Origin of the sequence: Saccharothrix sp. ALI-22-I, from assembly GCF_001984175.1 — a bacterium.
In the GTDB taxonomy this organism is placed as follows: domain Bacteria; phylum Actinomycetota; class Actinomycetes; order Mycobacteriales; family Pseudonocardiaceae; genus Actinosynnema.
This window is the reverse complement of sequence record NZ_MTQP01000067.1, coordinates 765,788-779,705: the sequence shown is the minus strand read 5'-3', so window position 1 is coordinate 779,705 and position 13,918 is coordinate 765,788. Positions and strand designations below refer to the sequence as shown.

Below are 13,918 nucleotides of genomic sequence, written 5' to 3'. Positions count from 1 at the left end.
TCTTACTCTTGTTAGAGTTTCTAACACAAGTTAGAGTATGTTTGTCAAGGAGGTGGGGAGAAGTGGTCAACGTTCGCCGCGAGCGGTTCCGCGAGGAGACGAAGGTCGAAGCCAAGCGCATCGCGCTGGAGCAGTTGGCGGAGCAGGGGATCGCCGGGATCTCGGTCAACGCCATCGCCAAGCGCATGGGCGTGACGGGTCCGGCGCTCTACCGGTACTTCAAGGGGCGCGACGACCTGCTGAACGACCTCGTCCGGGACGCGTGGCACGACCTCGCGGACACGGTCGAGGCGGCGGTCGCGGCGTCGGAGGGCGCGGAACCGCCCGATCGGGTGCGTGCGTTCGGGGAGGCGTTCCGGTCGTGGGGGGTCGGCCAGCCGCACCGGTACATGCTGCTGTTCGGCACGCCGCTACCCGGTTACCAGGCGCCGGACGACACCCTCATGGCCGCACACCGCACCATGAGCGCGTTTCTGAGCGTGCTGCCGCACGAAGGGGCAGCACCGGGGAGAGCCACGGCTGAGCCGTCCACACTGGACGCTCAGCTCGTGGCGTGGGCGGACTCGCGCGGCGAGGGCGACGTGCCCCCCGCCGTGCTGCTCACCGGCCTGCGCGGTTTCACCAGACTGCACGGAGTGCTCAGCCTGGAGGTGACCGGGCAGTTCGGGCCGATGGGCATCGACCCGGCGCTGCTCTACCGCGCCGAGGTCGAGTCCTTGCTCCTGGTTGATTCGGAAGAGGTCCGAGGCTCGACCAGGCTGTCGGGGCCGGGGTAGACCAGCCCTTCATGGCCGTCGGAGAAGCGGACCAGATATGGGGGTGCACCTTCCGAGCCGCGTACCTCCAGGATCTCGCCGATCGTATCGTCGAGACCCACCGCGCGGCTGTGGACGTGCAACCGGTCGCCTACTGTCGCGTGCATCTGCAACACCTCCGGTGCGTCACAGCGTAGGACTGTTCCGAAGGTACCGACAGCCTGGCATTTCCGCTCAGCCGCAGGCGGCGGTCAATTTCGCCACCTGGTCCAGCTTGGCCTGGGACCAGGTCGCGATGTTGGCCGGGTTCAGGTCCTCCAGCGTCACCTTGCTCATGGTGTCGGAGACGCCGGTGATGGCGTTCTGGAGCGTGGTGTCGCCCGCCTTCGCGGCGAGGTCGTTGAGCTCCTGGGCCTTCTTCTGGGTCTCCTCCAGCGCCTTCTGCGGGTCGGTGGCGTCGGGGGTGAAGCCCGCGAGCTTGAGCGCTTCGATGCACAGCGTTGCCTTGTCCGCGGCCTGGCCGACCTGGTTCGCCGTGTCCGAGGCCTGCTGGACGGCCTCGCAACCGGACACCGCGCCGACGAGCCCCAGCGCCAGAAGGAGGGTGGCAACCGGACGACCTGCACGCATAAGGGCTCCCGTTCTAAGCTGACCGTTTCGTCCGACTCTACCGACGTGCGTACAAACGACGCACCACGTCATCGATTTCGGGCTCGACGACCACCAAATCGTGCACCTCGGCACGGGCCGCGACAGCCGAGATGAGCGCCGCCGCCGTGGTGTCGGCGCGACGGAACGTGAGGTGGTGTCGCAGTCCGTTCAGCTCGGTCCGGGTCGCCGTGACGCCGGGCAGGTCGTCCAGTCCCTCGGCCGGCTTCTCCAGGTCCACGACCAGCACGCGTTCCGGCGCCACCTCGGCACGCAGTTCGTCCAGCGGCCCGTCGGCCAGCACCGTGCCACGGTCGATCACCACCAGCCGGGGGCACAACCGCTCGATGTCGTCCAGGTCGTGCGTGGTGAGCAGCAGCGTGGTCCCGCGCTGGGTGTTGAGGTCGGCCAGGAACTCGCGCAGGCGTTCCTTGGACTCCAGGTCGAGCCCGATCGTGGGTTCGTCGAGCACCAGCAGCTCAGGACCGTGCAGCAGGGCCGCCGTGACCTCGCCACGCATCCGCTGGCCAAGGGACAGCTGCCGAACCGGGGTGTCCAGGAACGGACCGAGGTCGAGCAGCTCGACGCACTCCCGCAGCCGGGCCTCGTAGTCGCCCCGCGACACCCGGTAGATGGCGCGCAGCAGGTCGAAGCTGTCCCTCAGCGGCAGGTCCCACCAGAGCTGGCTGCGCTGCCCGAAGACCACGCCGATCCGCCTGGCCAGCTCCCGCCTGCCCCGTGACGGGTCCACACCGGACACCCGGACGTGCCCGGACGTCGGCACCAGGACTCCGGTGAGCATCTTGATCGTGGTGGACTTCCCCGCGCCGTTCGGGCCGACGTACCCGACGGCCTCACCCGCCGCAACGTCAAAGCTCACCGCGTCCACCGCAAGGACAGTCCGCTTCTCCCTCCTGAACCGCCCGACCTTCGTCGATAACGTGAACTCACGACGCAGCTCCCGCACCTCGATCATGACCCAGTCCCCCGGTAGTGCCGAACAGCCGACCGCCAAACCAATCCTGCAACCCCCGCCGCCACCACGGCGACCAACGGCGAAATCCACCCCAACAACGCAGGACCGCCCAACGGGTCCGGACGGCCAAGTAACGCAAGGCTCGGGTAGTAGGCAACGAACGCACCAGGAATGACGAACGCAAAGAAGCGCCGCAGCCACGGTCCGTAGACAGTGGCCGGATAGGAGGTGAACGCGCTGCTGCCGTAAGTGACCGTGTTGGCCAGCTCCTGACCGTCGACCAGCCAGAAGCAAATCGCATTGGCCATGATCCAGATCGACCCGAAGATCACCGCGCCGCCAATGGGCGCCGCCACGACCAGCAACACCGTGAACGGTGACCACCCGATGTCGTTGTGGTTCACGGCGTAGACCAGTGTCGCCAGCCCCGCGCCAACCCGGCCGATCTTCCGCAGCTGCACGTCAGAGGTCATCATCTGAGCGAGCGTGCCCAGCGGCCGCAGTAGGACGACGTCGAACGTGCCAGTGCGGATGTAGGTCGGCAGTTGGTCCAGCTGTCCCGCGACCATATCGGCGATGCCGAACGCGGTACCCGCGATCGCGTACATCAGGACGACCTCATTGACCGAGAAGCCACCAAGAGCGCTGACCCGGTTGAACAGGACAAGGATGACCAACAACTCGCCGAGCTGCGTGACCGCTTGGGCGAGGCACTGCAACGCGAATGAGGTGCGGTAGGACATCTGGCCACGCAAACGTGCGCCGATGATTCTGACGTAGACACTCTCAGCCACCCTGAACCACCACTTTCCGCACCGCACGGTTCAGTACCAAATGACCCGCGACGAGAACGACGACAGCCCAGAACGCCTGGTTGACCAGGATCGTCCCCGGCGCCCCCTGTTCGAGGAAGACATCGATCGGCGCTTGGAAGATGGCAGGGAAAGGCGTGGACCAGAGGATGTCCCTCGCCCAGTCGGGGAAGAACGCGATCGGCACCGCCAACCCGCAGAGCACCCAGGTGCAGGACATGTAGAGCCCGTGGACGCCGCGGTTGTCGAGCAACCAGAAGGTGGTCGCGTTGACCAGGAATCGCATCCCAAAGCTGATGACCAGCGCAAGCACAGCACTGACCGCGAACAGCGGCAGCGTGCCGGCGGACGGCCACCGGAACGGGAAGAACACCGCGCCGAAGGCAACAGGCGGAACAAGCCGTACCACCGCCGCGTACCCGGCCCGCCCGACGTCCTCGGCGAGCAGTGCCAGCTGAAGATGCCAGGGCCGGTAGAGGTCGATCACCACATCGCCACTGCGAATGCGGTCAGAGAGCTGTTTGTCGCTGTAGAGCAGGACAAAGGCCATGAGCCCTTGGCCAAGCCACACGTACGTGGCCGTAGCCGCGACGTCATAGCCCGCGATGGGCCCCTGCCCAATGGCCGCGACCAGTACGGCCATCCTGAGCAGCCCAAACGCGATGTTCGTCGCCATCCCGGCGACCATCGCCTGTCGGTAGGTGGAGTATCTGCGGAAGCCGGCCAGCGCTAGACGGGTGTAAGCGCGCACGTCTATTCACCTTAGGAACGACCGCAACTGCATTTATTAAGTGCTCATGTCAAATCGAGCCGGACCCAACCCCGGCCAGCCACCGCTCAGCCCGCTCCCGCAACGCACCATTCCGCACCTGCGGCACAACCGGTTCCATCGCGCGCGCCACAAGCTTCTGGTACCGCCCCGGAATCCCGCCCTCAGCCAGCACCTCGGCCAGCACGTCAGCCGTCAACACATCAGGATCAGCCGCCCAAGCCCCCAACGACCGCACCAACCGAGCCCGCAACGCGAACCGATCCGCAACCGCCCGCGACCGCGGCACCCCACTCCGCTCACCACCGTGCGACGCCGCCAACGCCACCGCCGCCCACGCCAACCGATTCGCGGCGGACCGTTCCTCGTCGTACACCCGCCCCTGAGCCAGCACGCGAACCCACTCCCAGTCGTTCGCGTCGCTCACTGCCGCGCCGCCAGCACTCCGTCGAGCAGACCGGGGTACAGCGCGTCCAGATCAGACCGCCGCAGCGAGCTGATCCGCGCCGTCCCCTGCGGTCGGACGCGCACCACCCCCGCCTCGCGCAACGTCCGCACGTGGTGCGTCAGGGTCGACGCCGTCACACCCAGGTCCAGCACACCGCACGAAATGCCCTCTTCCTTCGAAGCGAGCGCGCGCACGATCTGGAGTCGAACCGGGTCGGCCAGCGCGTGCAGCACCGCCGTTATCCGGATCTCGTCCCGCTCCGGGTGGGCGAGCAAGGTGGTCATACCCCGCATATTACGACATCGGTCGAACTTTGACGGATGTCGTAGTACGGTGCTCGTCGAACCGTCACTCGATCGGGGAGCACCCATGTCCGCCCGCACCTACCTGCTCGCCGCCGGTGCGTTCACCATCGGCACGAGCGGGTACATCGTCTCCGGCGTGCTGCCCGCCGTGAGTGAGGAACTGCACGTCTCGCACGCCACCGCCGGACAACTGCTCACCGCGTTCGCCATCGCCTACGCCATCTCGTCACCGCTGCTGGCCGCGCTCACCGGCCGGTGGGAACGCCGCACACTCCTCGTCACCGCCCTCGGTGTCTCCGCCTTCGGCAACCTGCTCGCCGCCATCGCGCCCAACTACCCGTTGCTCTTGGTCGCACGGGTCATCAGCGCCCTGGGTGCGGCCGTCTACACGCCCGGCGCGACGCTGGTCGCCACCGTCCTCACCCCACCGGAACACCGCGGCCGAGCTGTCGCGCTCGTGTTCGGCGGACTGACGTTCTCGCTGGTCTTCGGCGTCCCAGCGGGCAGCCTGCTCGGCGGACCCCTCGGTTACCAGGGCGTGTTCGCGCTGATCGCGGTCGTCTCGGTGCTGGCGGCAGTCGCCGTCCGGCTCTGGCTGCCGCGCGTCGAGGCCCCACCGGTCGTCCGACTGCGTGAGCGCTTCGCCCCCGCCGCCGACCGGCGCGTGCTGATGGTCCTCGGGCTGACCGTGCTCGCGTGCCTCGCCGTGTTCAGCGTCTTCAACTACATCGCACCGCTGCTCACCGAAACCGCGGGCGTGGAAGGCGCCGTGATCAGCGTGCTCCTGGTCGCGTACGGGTTGGGCGGGGCGCTCGGCAACTGGGCCGCGGGACGTCTCACCGACCGGTTCGACACCCGCAAACTGCTCGTCGTGCTGTTCAGCTGCTTCACCGTCGTGCTGGCGACGTTGCCGCTGACCACGACGACCCCGGTGTCGGCCGGCATCGCGCTGTTCGTGTGGGGCGCGCTGACGTGGTCGGCGAACCCGCCGATCCAGAGCTGGCTGATCGAGTTGGCGCCCGCCAACAGCGGCCTGCTGCTGTCGCTCAACGCGTCCGCGATCTACCTCGGCGTCGGGCTGTCCGGCGTGATCGGCGGGCTGGTGATCAGCTGGGCCGGTCTGCTGCCGTTGGCGCCGATCGCCGCGCTGCTGGCGCTGGTGGCACTGGTGATGCTGATCTTCGCGCTGAAGCCTCAGGACCCGCCGAACGCGCTGGTGGTCAGCTCGCCGCCCTCGGTCGGACTGGCCAAGCAGTGAAAGTACGTCTCCTCGCCGTCCTCGAACCCGACCGCGGTGAACTCCCAGGTCGACGTGTCCACCGCCGGCCGGGTGTTGGCTTTCATCACCTCGGCCGTGCAGACACTGGCGACCTCTGGTGCCCTCACCAACTCGTCGCTGTCGACCTTCGGCACGGGCCCGGACAACCAGCCGCCCGCGAACGCCTCCCAGTAGTGCTCCTCTGAACAGTCGCCGACCCGACGTGCGGTAGACGCCAAGCCGCCGATCGAGGTGATGCCGCGGTAGCAGGTCGGTTCGGCGACGCAGTACCCCGTCGCGCACTCCTTGAGGTGCGGCGGCGGGAGCGTCTTACCGGTCGTACTAGTGGTGGTCTGCCCGCCCGGCGAGGTGGTGGTGTCGGGTGACCTCGTCGCCCACCACCACGTGCCGATGGCGACCACCGTGGCCAGCACCGCGGCTCCGATGACGAGCGCCCACGGCTTCTTGGTGGGCGGACGGACGTAACCCGCGCCGTACGGTCCGGAGTACTGCGGACCCGCGTACTGGGGCCCGGAGTTCTGCGGTCCCGAGTACTGAGGCCCGTTGAATTGCGGCCCGGCGCCGACCTGCGGCTGCCCCGGCGTCATCCCCGGCCCGGCATTCACCCCCGCGCCAGGCCACGACGCCACGTTCGGTCCCGACACCGCTCCAGACCCCGCCACCGCACTCGCGGCCGACCCTCCCACCGCATCGGGCCCGGACATCGCACCTGCGGCCGGCCCGCCCACCGCACCCACCACCGGAACCGTCGGACCGGCGACCGTCGTCATGACGATCCGGCTCAACTCGTCCCGAAACTGCACCGCACTGGGCGTACGTCGGGCGACATCCGGTTCAAGCGCCCGCACCAACGTGTCGTGAAGCTCCTGCGGCACACCCCGCACCGCCGGCACCGGCGACCGCAGCACGTCCCCAAGGTGGTCGAACGACTCAACCGGCCACGGCACCGGCCGAGGAGGCCTGCCCGCGAGCAGGTCGTACAGAGTCGCGGCCAGCGCGTAGACGTCCGCGGCAGGCGTCGGCTGAGCCATCGCGAACGCCTCAGGCGGCGCATAGCTGGGGCTCAACGCGTCCCGCGTGACCGTGCTGGAGCCTTCAGCGTCCAGCAGCGCCGCCAGCCCGAAGTCGGCGAGCTTCGCCGTGCCGTACCGGTCGAGCAGGATGTTGCCCGGCTTGATGTCCCGGTGCAGCACACCCTCCGCGTGGGCGGCGGCCAACGCGTCCGCCAACTGCACGCCGTACTGCCGCACCCGGTCCGCGGACAACGGCCCGTCACGCCGGATCACGTCGGCCAACGACCCACCCGTGCACAACTCCATGACCAGGTAGGGCGTGCCCTGCGGGGTGAAGTTGGCGTCGTGCACGGACACGACGTGCGGATGCCCGGACAGCCGCGCAGCAGCGTGCGCCTCCCGCAGAAACCGCCGCCGATCGCGTTCCGTCTGCAACACCCGGTTATCGATCTTGACCGCGACCTCGCGGTTCAACTGGACCTGACGGGCGCGGTACACGGTGGCGAAACCACCCTGGCCCAACGGCGTGAGATCGGAGAGTCCCGGCAACTGCACGTCGGGACTCTAGCCGCTCACCGCCGCTCTCACCGCCCGCTTCAGCCGCCTTCGCGAAGCCGTGCACCGACCTACCCGGCCACCGCCGCCTGTGCGCGAAGATGCCCAGGTGATGACGACGAGCCTCCAATCCGCGAGTAGCGCCGGCGGTGATGGCCGGTCGTTCCTCAAATGGGCTGGAGGCAAGACCCGCTACGTCGATCAACTAGTGGCGATCGCGCCGCCCTACCGCGGACGGTACTTCGAACCGTTCATGGGAAGTGCGGCCGTATTCTTCGCACACCGCCCCGCCGAGGCTTTCTTGTCCGACTCCAACCAAGAGCTGGTCGTCTGCTTCCAGGTCGTCGCCCGGGACCCCGCAGTCGTCATGCAGCACCTGGACAGGATGCCCAACAGTCGCGATTTCTTTGAGGAAGTCAAAAGCCTCGAACCCGAAGAACTCACCGCCGCCGAGCGCGCCGCCCGGGTGATCTACCTCAACAAGACATCGTTCCGCGGCCTGTGGCGCGTGAACAAAAAAGGCCGGTTCAACGCCCCGTACGGCGCCTACGATCGCCCCTACTACAACCGAAACGTCCTGCTCGCCGCCGCGAAGGCCTTGGCCTTCGCCGAGATATCGACCAACGACTTCGAAGTACAACTACAGCGCGCAAAGCCCGGCGACTGGGTCTTCCTGGACCCACCCTACATCCCCGTCGGCGGCTTCTCCGACTTCAAGCGCTACACCGCCGAACAATTCGGCTGCGCAGACCACGAGAGGTTGGCCGCAGCGATGCGCGACGCTTCATCTCGCGGCGTCTTCCTCACCCTCACCAACAGCAATACCGATGAAACAAAAAACACATTCGCCGAGTTCGACGTCTTCGAGATGCCCACCCGCAGGGACATCAACCTGCAATCGACCAAACGCGTCAGCTCGGACCTGGTCTTCACCAACTACAAGATCAACTCCCCAGGCCCGACAAGCCCGACAACCCCGCCTAACCGTTCTTGACCGCCGCCTTGGCCGCCTTCTTGAAGGCACGCACCTCCAGCAACGACTTCTGGTCCACGACATCCGCGACACTGCGCCGCGACCCGTCCTCCCCGTACGCCCCAGCAGCCTCCCGCCACCCGTCCGGCTGAACCCCGAACTGCTTGCCCAGCAACGCCAGGAAGATCCGAGCCTTCTGCTCCCCGAACCCCGGCAACGCCTTGAGCCGCTTCAACACCACAGCCCCGTCCCCGTCCGCCCACATCCGGGAAACGTCCCCGCCGTACTCCTCGACCACCGCCTGGGCCAACGCCTGCACCCTCTTGGCCATCGACCCAGGAAACCGATGCACCGCCGGCGGCGCAGCCATCACCGCAGCGAACCCCTCCGGATCAGCGTCCGCGATCACCTGAGGGGACAACGCCCCAAGCCGATCGGCCAACACCTTCGGCCCGCTGAACGCCTTCTCCAACGGGATCTGCTGGTCCAGCAGCATGCCCAAGAGCAGCGCGAACATGTCGTCGGCCAGCAGTTCGTCCGCTTCCGGGTTCTGGGCCAGGCACACCTTGCGCGTCATGGCGGTAATGGTGGCACGGGCGTAGTCGCGCGCTGTCAAGAGGAGCGGTCGCTGACGCGCCGGTGTCGGTTCTGTCGGTATTCGTCGACCCAGTTCTTACTGCTGCGCCGCAGACCATCGTCGCCCTTGATCGCGCGCAAGCGCCCGGGCATCGATGCCACGCGAAGCGCGTTCTCGCTCAACTCGCTGGTGGCGAGGGCGGCGAGTGGTACGAGCTTCACCGGACCGGCCACGGCTGGAATGACGAACTTGTAGAGGTTGGCAGTGACGCTGCGTGCGATCAGTTCGCCGAGTGGGCCGTACTCCCCGCGATCCGCACACCTCATCGCCTGGAGGTACTTGTCCCGGTCTCGCTTGAAGATGATCGCCGGCGGGTACCCGAGCCGTCCGAGCAACAGGTTGAGCGCCAACCGTCCCGCACGGCCGTTGCCGTCGAGGAACGGGTGGATCTGTTCCAACGAGTTGTGGGCTCGGACCAGTGCTCCCGGTAGTGGCTCGTCGCCGATGTCACGAAGCTTGTTCGTCTCTCCGACCCAGTCGCGCGTCACACCCGCTGTGCTGCGTCGCCGTAGCCGCGCACCTCCATGTAGTCCCTGAGCGGCTTCGCGCCCCACTGCACGTCCCTCGTCGAGGAGTCTCTCGACTTCTTGCAGGACAAGGGTGTTGCCTTCAAGCGCTGTGCTGTTGTGGGCTTCCTGATGCCAGATGTTGGACCAGATGTCCTCGGCTTCGGCCGGGGCGGGCAGACCGCCGGGGCGCACGCGAAGTTCGGCCACGGCCTCGTCCAACCGCTGGTACACGACCGCTCGTGATGGGCGTCCAGCCGCGTGGTTCCTCGAAGTTGTTCGGATCAAGGGGAGCTAACTGTACCGAACAACTATCGCGTCAGGGGTGCTTCCGGCATCTGCTCCAACGCCTCCGTGATGCGCGCGTTCTGGTGCCCCTCCGGCCACGGGCGCGGGTCTTGGACCTCGTTGAAGACGTCGACCTTCATCCGCCCCCGCTCCTCCCCGGTGGGTTGGCCGAAACGTAGCTCGCCACCGACTCCGAGACATGCGCCATTCGGTTGACCGCCCGGCGCCAACCGCCCGGCGTCAACCGGTCATCACTGCCGGACGATCGGCACGACCTGTCCGATGAGCAGGCGCAACGCCTCGCGGTCCACCGTGGCCGGGTCCTCGGCCAGCCAGTCGCCGATCTCCTCGACGAACTGGGCGGGCGTCATCGGCGGCACGACGGCGTCCGCCGGCTCCTCCGTGGTCACCACGCCGGCGCGGCTCGGGTACACCAGCAGCGCGGTCCGGATGTCCAGCCACGGCAGCAGTTTCCGGTACACGGCGAGGCTGCGCGGCATCCGCATGCCGCCGCCCCGGAACGGGTGGCCGTTGCGCCACACCGTGCCGTCGTCCTCGGCCTCGTAGTGGCCGGGCAGCCACGACTTCGACTCGATCAGCACCAGCTTCCGCCCGCACAGCACGGCGTGGTCGACGTCGGCGAACACCGAGCCCGGCCAGGCCAGCCCGTGGAAGATCCGCACACCGGGCAGTCGGGTCAGGTACTGGCTGAGCAGGTCCGCGGTGAGCCGTTCGCAGACCCGGTCGTCGGTGGTCCCGTGCACCACGCCGGTGTCGTGGTCCAGGGTGAACGCCCGGTCGGCCCGGATCGCCGCAAGGTACCGCCGCACCAACCGGAACGCCGCGGCCGCGGCGGCGGCGACGACCAGCAGCCACACGCCCAACGCGAGCGGCGAGAAGTCCAGCGTGACGACGGGCAGCAGCAGGAAGAACCACCCGCATATGGCGGCCAACGCGGGCGCGTGGCCGGGAGCGAGGTTGGGCACGTACCGGATCCGCTGCGCCACGTCGACCAGGTGCCACCACGCGATGCCGCCGAGGTCCACCGCGGGCTTCGGAGGTACGAAGTCGGGATCTTCGCCGAAGTTTCGCAACCGACCGGTCCGGCCGGAGCGCGGCGGACGGGTCGGCGACGTCGGTCTAGCGCCCGGACGGGTGAACGCCCAACCCCGGTCGTAGTCACGTCTGCGGGACGGATCTCGCAGGGTGTCATATGCCTCTTGCAGCATGCGGAAGGTGCCGGAGGACCCGCCCGCGTCCGGGTGCATGACCTTGGCCAGGGAGCGGTAGGCAGATTTGATCTCCGCCTCGGACGCGTTGCGACCGACCCCGAGGAGTTCGTAGTAGTCGACCCCGCGCACGCGGCAGACCTTAGCGGCACTGTCTCCCGGCCCGTGGTCATGGTTAGGTTTGGGGTAGGAGCCCGGTAGCGCAGTGGTTGTCGCGCCCCCTGCACGGGGGGAGGACGCCGGTTCGAATCCGGCCCGGCTCGGGACCATGTAGCGCAGTGGTTGACGCGCCCTCCTGCGTGGAGGGAGGACGCCGGTTCGAGTCCGGCCTGGTCCGCTCGGTGGTGAGGATGGCAGGCGTGGGATCGCTGGAGCGGTTGCGGGAGTTGTGCCTGGGGTTCCCGGAGGCGAGCGAACGGCTCAGCCACGGTGGGCCGGCGTGGTTCGTGCGCGAGAAAAAGCTGTTCGTGACGTTCAACGACCACCACCACGACGACCGTGTCGCGTTCTGGTGCGCGGCGCCGCCCGGTGTGCAGGAGGCGCTGGTCGGCAGCGAGCCGGACCGGTACTTCCGCCCGCCCTACGTCGGGCACCGCGGCTGGCTCGGCGTCTACCTCGACGTGGACGTCGACTGGGACGCCGTCGCCGAACTCGTCCGGGACGCCTACCGCCAGGTCGCGCCCAAACGGCTCGTCGCACTGCTGGAGTAACCCGAGTTGCCGGGGTGCGCGGGCCGGCGCAGGCTTCCGCCATGGCGACTTGCGACGTCTGCGGCAACGACTACTGGATGGCCTTCGAGGTCCGCACGGTCGGCGGTGGTGTGTACACGTTCGACAGCTTCGAGTGCGCGGCCCAACGCCTGGCACCGCGCTGCGAGCACTGCGACTGCCGCATCCTCGGCCACGGCGTCGAGGTGCAGGGCCGGTTCTTCTGCTGCGCCCACTGCGCGCGCAGCGCGGACAGCCTCGGTGCGGAGATCAGGGACACCGTCGGCGCCCACCCGGGCTGACCGCGGTTCGGCAAGTCCGGCAGGTCAGCGGGTCGGTACTAACCGCAGTCCAGCACCAGGCGGCCGTTGACGAACACCGGCTGGAGGTCGCCGCGCGCGTCCACGCTCTTGGTGCCGTGCGGCAGGACCTCTTCGATCGCGCTGAACGCGAGGATGTCCGACACGCCGTAGCGACCGCGCAGCGTGCGCTGACCGGGGAACCGCAACGCCCGTCCCTCACTCCGGTCGCGGTGGGCCAACGCGGCCCGCAGCGCGCCGCGGGTGAGCGATTCGGGCCCGGCGAGCCGTTGCAGGCTGCCGTTGTGCACGGCCACGCCGTAACCGCGTTCGAGCAGCGTCGACACGGTGTTCTCGGACGGCTCGTCGGTGAGTCGGAACGAGATCGCGTGCCGGCCTCCCACGTCGTGCACGCACACGATCTGGGCGTGGAACAGCAGAGTCTCGTAGAGCGACACCGCGATGGTGTCGGCGGTCACCTGGTCCTCGTGACCGGCGTTCAAGCCGAGCCAGGTGGTCATCCGGCCGCCTCGACATCGTTGTCGTGCGTGTGGTGGGGCACGAAAGTCCTCCTCGACGCGGGTCAGCGCGGGACGGGATTTCGTGGAGACTAGTCCGATCGGGTGATGAAGTGGTAGCCGCCGAATGGCCGTTATCTGAAATCTAGATAGGTAGCAGGTCGAAACTTTCGAGGAACGGGATCGCGCCCGCCTGCTGGAGGGCCGCGGCGGACAGCCAGACGCTCAGGATCGTGATCAACGGGCCGACGATCGCCATCTCGACCTTGCCGCCGGTCTGCATCCGCATGATCTTCGGCGGTGCGACGGGGAACCACGTCTTGCCCATCAGCGGGATCGGCCACAGGATCGGACAGCCCTGTTCGGTGATCGCGTCACCCAGGTAGTGGGCCACGCAGCCGACGCCGACCGCCACGCCGCACGCCGCCGCACTGGCCGGTGTCTGCGCGGTCCAGGCCACGCAGGCGAAGGTGATCGCGGCCGAGACACCGGTGATGAGCAGGGCGTCCCTCTGCGGGCACCAGTCGTTCATGATGCCGCGCACGGCCAGGCCCGCGAAAACGAACATCAGCACCGGCAGCGCCCACTTCTGCGACTGCTGGACTACGGCCGTCGTGCCGATCGCGGCGGCGAGCGCGAACACCAGCGTGTGCGTGAGGCCGCGGTGGCCGCCGTCCCGGTTCGAGTCCTTGCGGGTGCGGGTGGTGCGGTAGACGAACGAGCTGATCGTGTTGATCAGCGCGGACGCGCCCGCGCTGATCGGCCCGAACGTGCGCGAGATGGTGGACGACGGGTGGTCGAGGTCGGGCAGCAGGGCGGCGCCGGTGGCGAGCACCGCGCCGACCGCCCAACTCTGCGGCGTGAGCTGGCCGATGGGGTGGTTCTCCGCGATGGCGGTCACTGCGGCCCAGGCCAGCAGACCGCTCATGGCGTGGGTTGGACCCGTCGACAACGCTGCCCCCTTGTTCACTCGTTCGGATGCGAGGTTAGCGGGCTGTCGGCGTGCGGCGGCGGCAACCGCGAACGCGTGTTCGATTCCGGCCCTGGATCGTCCCCGTGGAGCGGACCGGCGGCGCGGCTGGTTGTATTGGGCGGGAGAACACCCGTGCCACCCCGTCCGCGGCGTCCTGCCGGTGTGACGCCGTTCCCTTTTCAGTCGAGGTGGACGCAAGCAACCCGACATAGCAGTACGCTTGTCTTG

Annotated in this window: 18 protein-coding genes and 2 tRNA genes; 7 read left to right on the top strand and 13 right to left on the bottom strand. The window is 68.1% G+C overall.

Features of this window, described 5'->3' with window-relative positions; all coding sequences use genetic code 11:
- Positions 1-62: 62 nt before the first annotated feature.
- On the top strand, positions 63-776 hold the full coding sequence (locus tag ALI22I_RS36115; RefSeq protein WP_077010000.1) for a TetR/AcrR family transcriptional regulator: 714 nt from the start codon (positions 63-65) through the stop codon (positions 774-776).
- Here ALI22I_RS36115 and ALI22I_RS36110 read toward each other — a convergent pair.
- The 7 genes from ALI22I_RS36110 to ALI22I_RS36080 all read right to left on the bottom strand — a co-directional run bounded on the left by ALI22I_RS36110 (position 695) and on the right by ALI22I_RS36080 (position 4,701).
- Entirely contained in the window at positions 695-922 is a 228-nt protein-coding gene (locus ALI22I_RS36110) for a DUF1918 domain-containing protein (RefSeq protein WP_077009999.1), read from the bottom strand. The genes ALI22I_RS36115 and ALI22I_RS36110 overlap by 82 nt on opposite strands.
- A gap of 67 nt (positions 923-989) precedes the next feature.
- Positions 990-1,385, bottom strand: coding sequence for a bacteriophage spanin2 family protein (locus ALI22I_RS36105; protein WP_077009998.1), 396 nt, complete (start codon positions 1,383-1,385; stop codon positions 990-992).
- Positions 1,386-1,422: 37 nt separating this feature from the next.
- Complete coding sequence (locus ALI22I_RS36100) at positions 1,423-2,283, bottom strand: ABC transporter ATP-binding protein (RefSeq protein ID WP_238598736.1); 861 nt, start codon at positions 2,281-2,283, stop codon at positions 1,423-1,425.
- A 92-nt stretch (positions 2,284-2,375) separates the two neighbouring features.
- Positions 2,376-3,173, bottom strand: coding sequence for an ABC transporter permease (locus tag ALI22I_RS36095; RefSeq protein WP_077009996.1), 798 nt, complete (start codon positions 3,171-3,173; stop codon positions 2,376-2,378).
- Entirely contained in the window at positions 3,166-3,942 is a 777-nt protein-coding gene (locus ALI22I_RS36090; protein WP_143532615.1) for an ABC transporter permease, read from the bottom strand. Before ALI22I_RS36090 ends, ALI22I_RS36095 begins: the two co-directional genes overlap by 8 nt.
- 49 nt (positions 3,943-3,991) lie before the next feature.
- Positions 3,992-4,387, bottom strand: coding sequence for a hypothetical protein (locus ALI22I_RS36085; protein WP_077009994.1), 396 nt, complete (start codon positions 4,385-4,387; stop codon positions 3,992-3,994).
- The gene (locus tag ALI22I_RS36080; protein ID WP_443216995.1) at positions 4,384-4,701 is read right to left on the bottom strand and encodes an ArsR/SmtB family transcription factor; all 318 of its coding nucleotides are present in this window, start codon (positions 4,699-4,701) and stop codon (positions 4,384-4,386) included. The genes ALI22I_RS36085 and ALI22I_RS36080 overlap by 4 nt, the downstream gene beginning before the upstream one ends.
- Before the next feature lie 76 nt (positions 4,702-4,777).
- On the opposite strand from ALI22I_RS36080, the gene ALI22I_RS36075 reads away from it, so the two are divergent.
- Positions 4,778-5,971, top strand: a complete 1,194-nt coding sequence (locus ALI22I_RS36075; RefSeq protein WP_077009992.1) for an MFS transporter — start codon at positions 4,778-4,780, stop codon at positions 5,969-5,971.
- Here the strand turns inward: ALI22I_RS36075 and ALI22I_RS36070 are convergent.
- The gene (locus tag ALI22I_RS36070) at positions 5,908-7,560 is read right to left on the bottom strand and encodes a serine/threonine-protein kinase (RefSeq protein ID WP_077009991.1); all 1,653 of its coding nucleotides are present in this window, start codon (positions 7,558-7,560) and stop codon (positions 5,908-5,910) included. The genes ALI22I_RS36075 and ALI22I_RS36070 overlap by 64 nt on opposite strands.
- A gap of 112 nt (positions 7,561-7,672) precedes the next feature.
- On the opposite strand from ALI22I_RS36070, the gene ALI22I_RS36065 reads away from it, so the two are divergent.
- On the top strand, positions 7,673-8,554 hold the full coding sequence (locus tag ALI22I_RS36065; protein WP_077009990.1) for a DNA adenine methylase: 882 nt from the start codon (positions 7,673-7,675) through the stop codon (positions 8,552-8,554).
- On the opposite strand, the gene ALI22I_RS36060 is transcribed toward ALI22I_RS36065, so the two are convergent.
- The 3 genes from ALI22I_RS36060 to ALI22I_RS36050 all read right to left on the bottom strand — a co-directional run bounded on the left by ALI22I_RS36060 (position 8,541) and on the right by ALI22I_RS36050 (position 11,325).
- Positions 8,541-9,110: an HhH-GPD-type base excision DNA repair protein gene (locus tag ALI22I_RS36060; RefSeq protein WP_077009989.1), complete on the bottom strand. Its 570-nt coding sequence runs from the start codon at positions 9,108-9,110 to the stop codon at positions 8,541-8,543. The genes ALI22I_RS36065 and ALI22I_RS36060 overlap by 14 nt on opposite strands.
- A 35-nt stretch (positions 9,111-9,145) precedes the next feature.
- Complete coding sequence (locus tag ALI22I_RS36055) at positions 9,146-9,910, bottom strand: Fic family protein (protein WP_202971142.1); 765 nt, start codon at positions 9,908-9,910, stop codon at positions 9,146-9,148.
- A 305-nt stretch (positions 9,911-10,215) separates the two neighbouring features.
- Positions 10,216-11,325: a J domain-containing protein gene (locus tag ALI22I_RS36050; protein ID WP_077009988.1), complete on the bottom strand. Its 1,110-nt coding sequence runs from the start codon at positions 11,323-11,325 to the stop codon at positions 10,216-10,218.
- A gap of 58 nt (positions 11,326-11,383) precedes the next feature.
- Here ALI22I_RS36050 and ALI22I_RS36045 point away from each other — a divergent pair.
- The 4 genes from ALI22I_RS36045 to ALI22I_RS36030 all read left to right on the top strand — a co-directional run bounded on the left by ALI22I_RS36045 (position 11,384) and on the right by ALI22I_RS36030 (position 12,202).
- Positions 11,384-11,456: transfer RNA gene (locus tag ALI22I_RS36045), tRNA-Cys, on the top strand.
- Positions 11,457-11,530, top strand: a tRNA-Arg gene (locus tag ALI22I_RS36040). It begins immediately after the preceding tRNA gene.
- A 13-nt stretch (positions 11,531-11,543) separates the two neighbouring features.
- Positions 11,544-11,903, top strand: a complete 360-nt coding sequence (locus ALI22I_RS36035; protein ID WP_077009987.1) for an MmcQ/YjbR family DNA-binding protein — start codon at positions 11,544-11,546, stop codon at positions 11,901-11,903.
- A gap of 41 nt (positions 11,904-11,944) precedes the next feature.
- Positions 11,945-12,202: a Prokaryotic metallothionein gene (locus tag ALI22I_RS36030; protein ID WP_077010181.1), complete on the top strand. Its 258-nt coding sequence runs from the start codon at positions 11,945-11,947 to the stop codon at positions 12,200-12,202.
- 38 nt (positions 12,203-12,240) lie between these two features.
- On the opposite strand, the gene ALI22I_RS36025 is transcribed toward ALI22I_RS36030, so the two are convergent.
- Positions 12,241-12,720, bottom strand: coding sequence for a hypothetical protein (locus tag ALI22I_RS36025; RefSeq protein WP_077009986.1), 480 nt, complete (start codon positions 12,718-12,720; stop codon positions 12,241-12,243).
- Between the two features lie 142 nt (positions 12,721-12,862).
- On the bottom strand, positions 12,863-13,669 hold the full coding sequence (locus ALI22I_RS36020) for a metal-dependent hydrolase (RefSeq protein WP_077010180.1): 807 nt from the start codon (positions 13,667-13,669) through the stop codon (positions 12,863-12,865).
- Between the last annotated feature and the right edge of the window lie 249 nt (positions 13,670-13,918).

Bases quoted from the DNA above. Each gene is read 5' to 3' on its own strand.
- ALI22I_RS36110 (WP_077009999.1), bottom strand. From the start codon at position 922: ATGCACGCGACAGTAGGCGACCGGTTGCACGTCCACAGCCGCGCGGTG.
- ALI22I_RS36105 (WP_077009998.1), bottom strand. From the start codon at position 1,385: ATGCGTGCAGGTCGTCCGGTTGCCACCCTCCTTCTGGCGCTGGGGCTC.
- ALI22I_RS36080 (WP_443216995.1), bottom strand. From the start codon at position 4,701: ATGCGGGGTATGACCACCTTGCTCGCCCACCCGGAGCGGGACGAGATC.
- ALI22I_RS36075 (WP_077009992.1), top strand. From the start codon at position 4,778: ATGTCCGCCCGCACCTACCTGCTCGCCGCCGGTGCGTTCACCATCGGC.
- ALI22I_RS36065 (WP_077009990.1), top strand. From the start codon at position 7,673: ATGACGACGAGCCTCCAATCCGCGAGTAGCGCCGGCGGTGATGGCCGG.
- ALI22I_RS36060 (WP_077009989.1), bottom strand. From the start codon at position 9,110: ATGACGCGCAAGGTGTGCCTGGCCCAGAACCCGGAAGCGGACGAACTG.
- ALI22I_RS36035 (WP_077009987.1), top strand. From the start codon at position 11,544: ATGGCAGGCGTGGGATCGCTGGAGCGGTTGCGGGAGTTGTGCCTGGGG.
- ALI22I_RS36030 (WP_077010181.1), top strand. From the start codon at position 11,945: ATGGCGACTTGCGACGTCTGCGGCAACGACTACTGGATGGCCTTCGAG.
- ALI22I_RS36025 (WP_077009986.1), bottom strand. From the start codon at position 12,720: ATGACCACCTGGCTCGGCTTGAACGCCGGTCACGAGGACCAGGTGACC.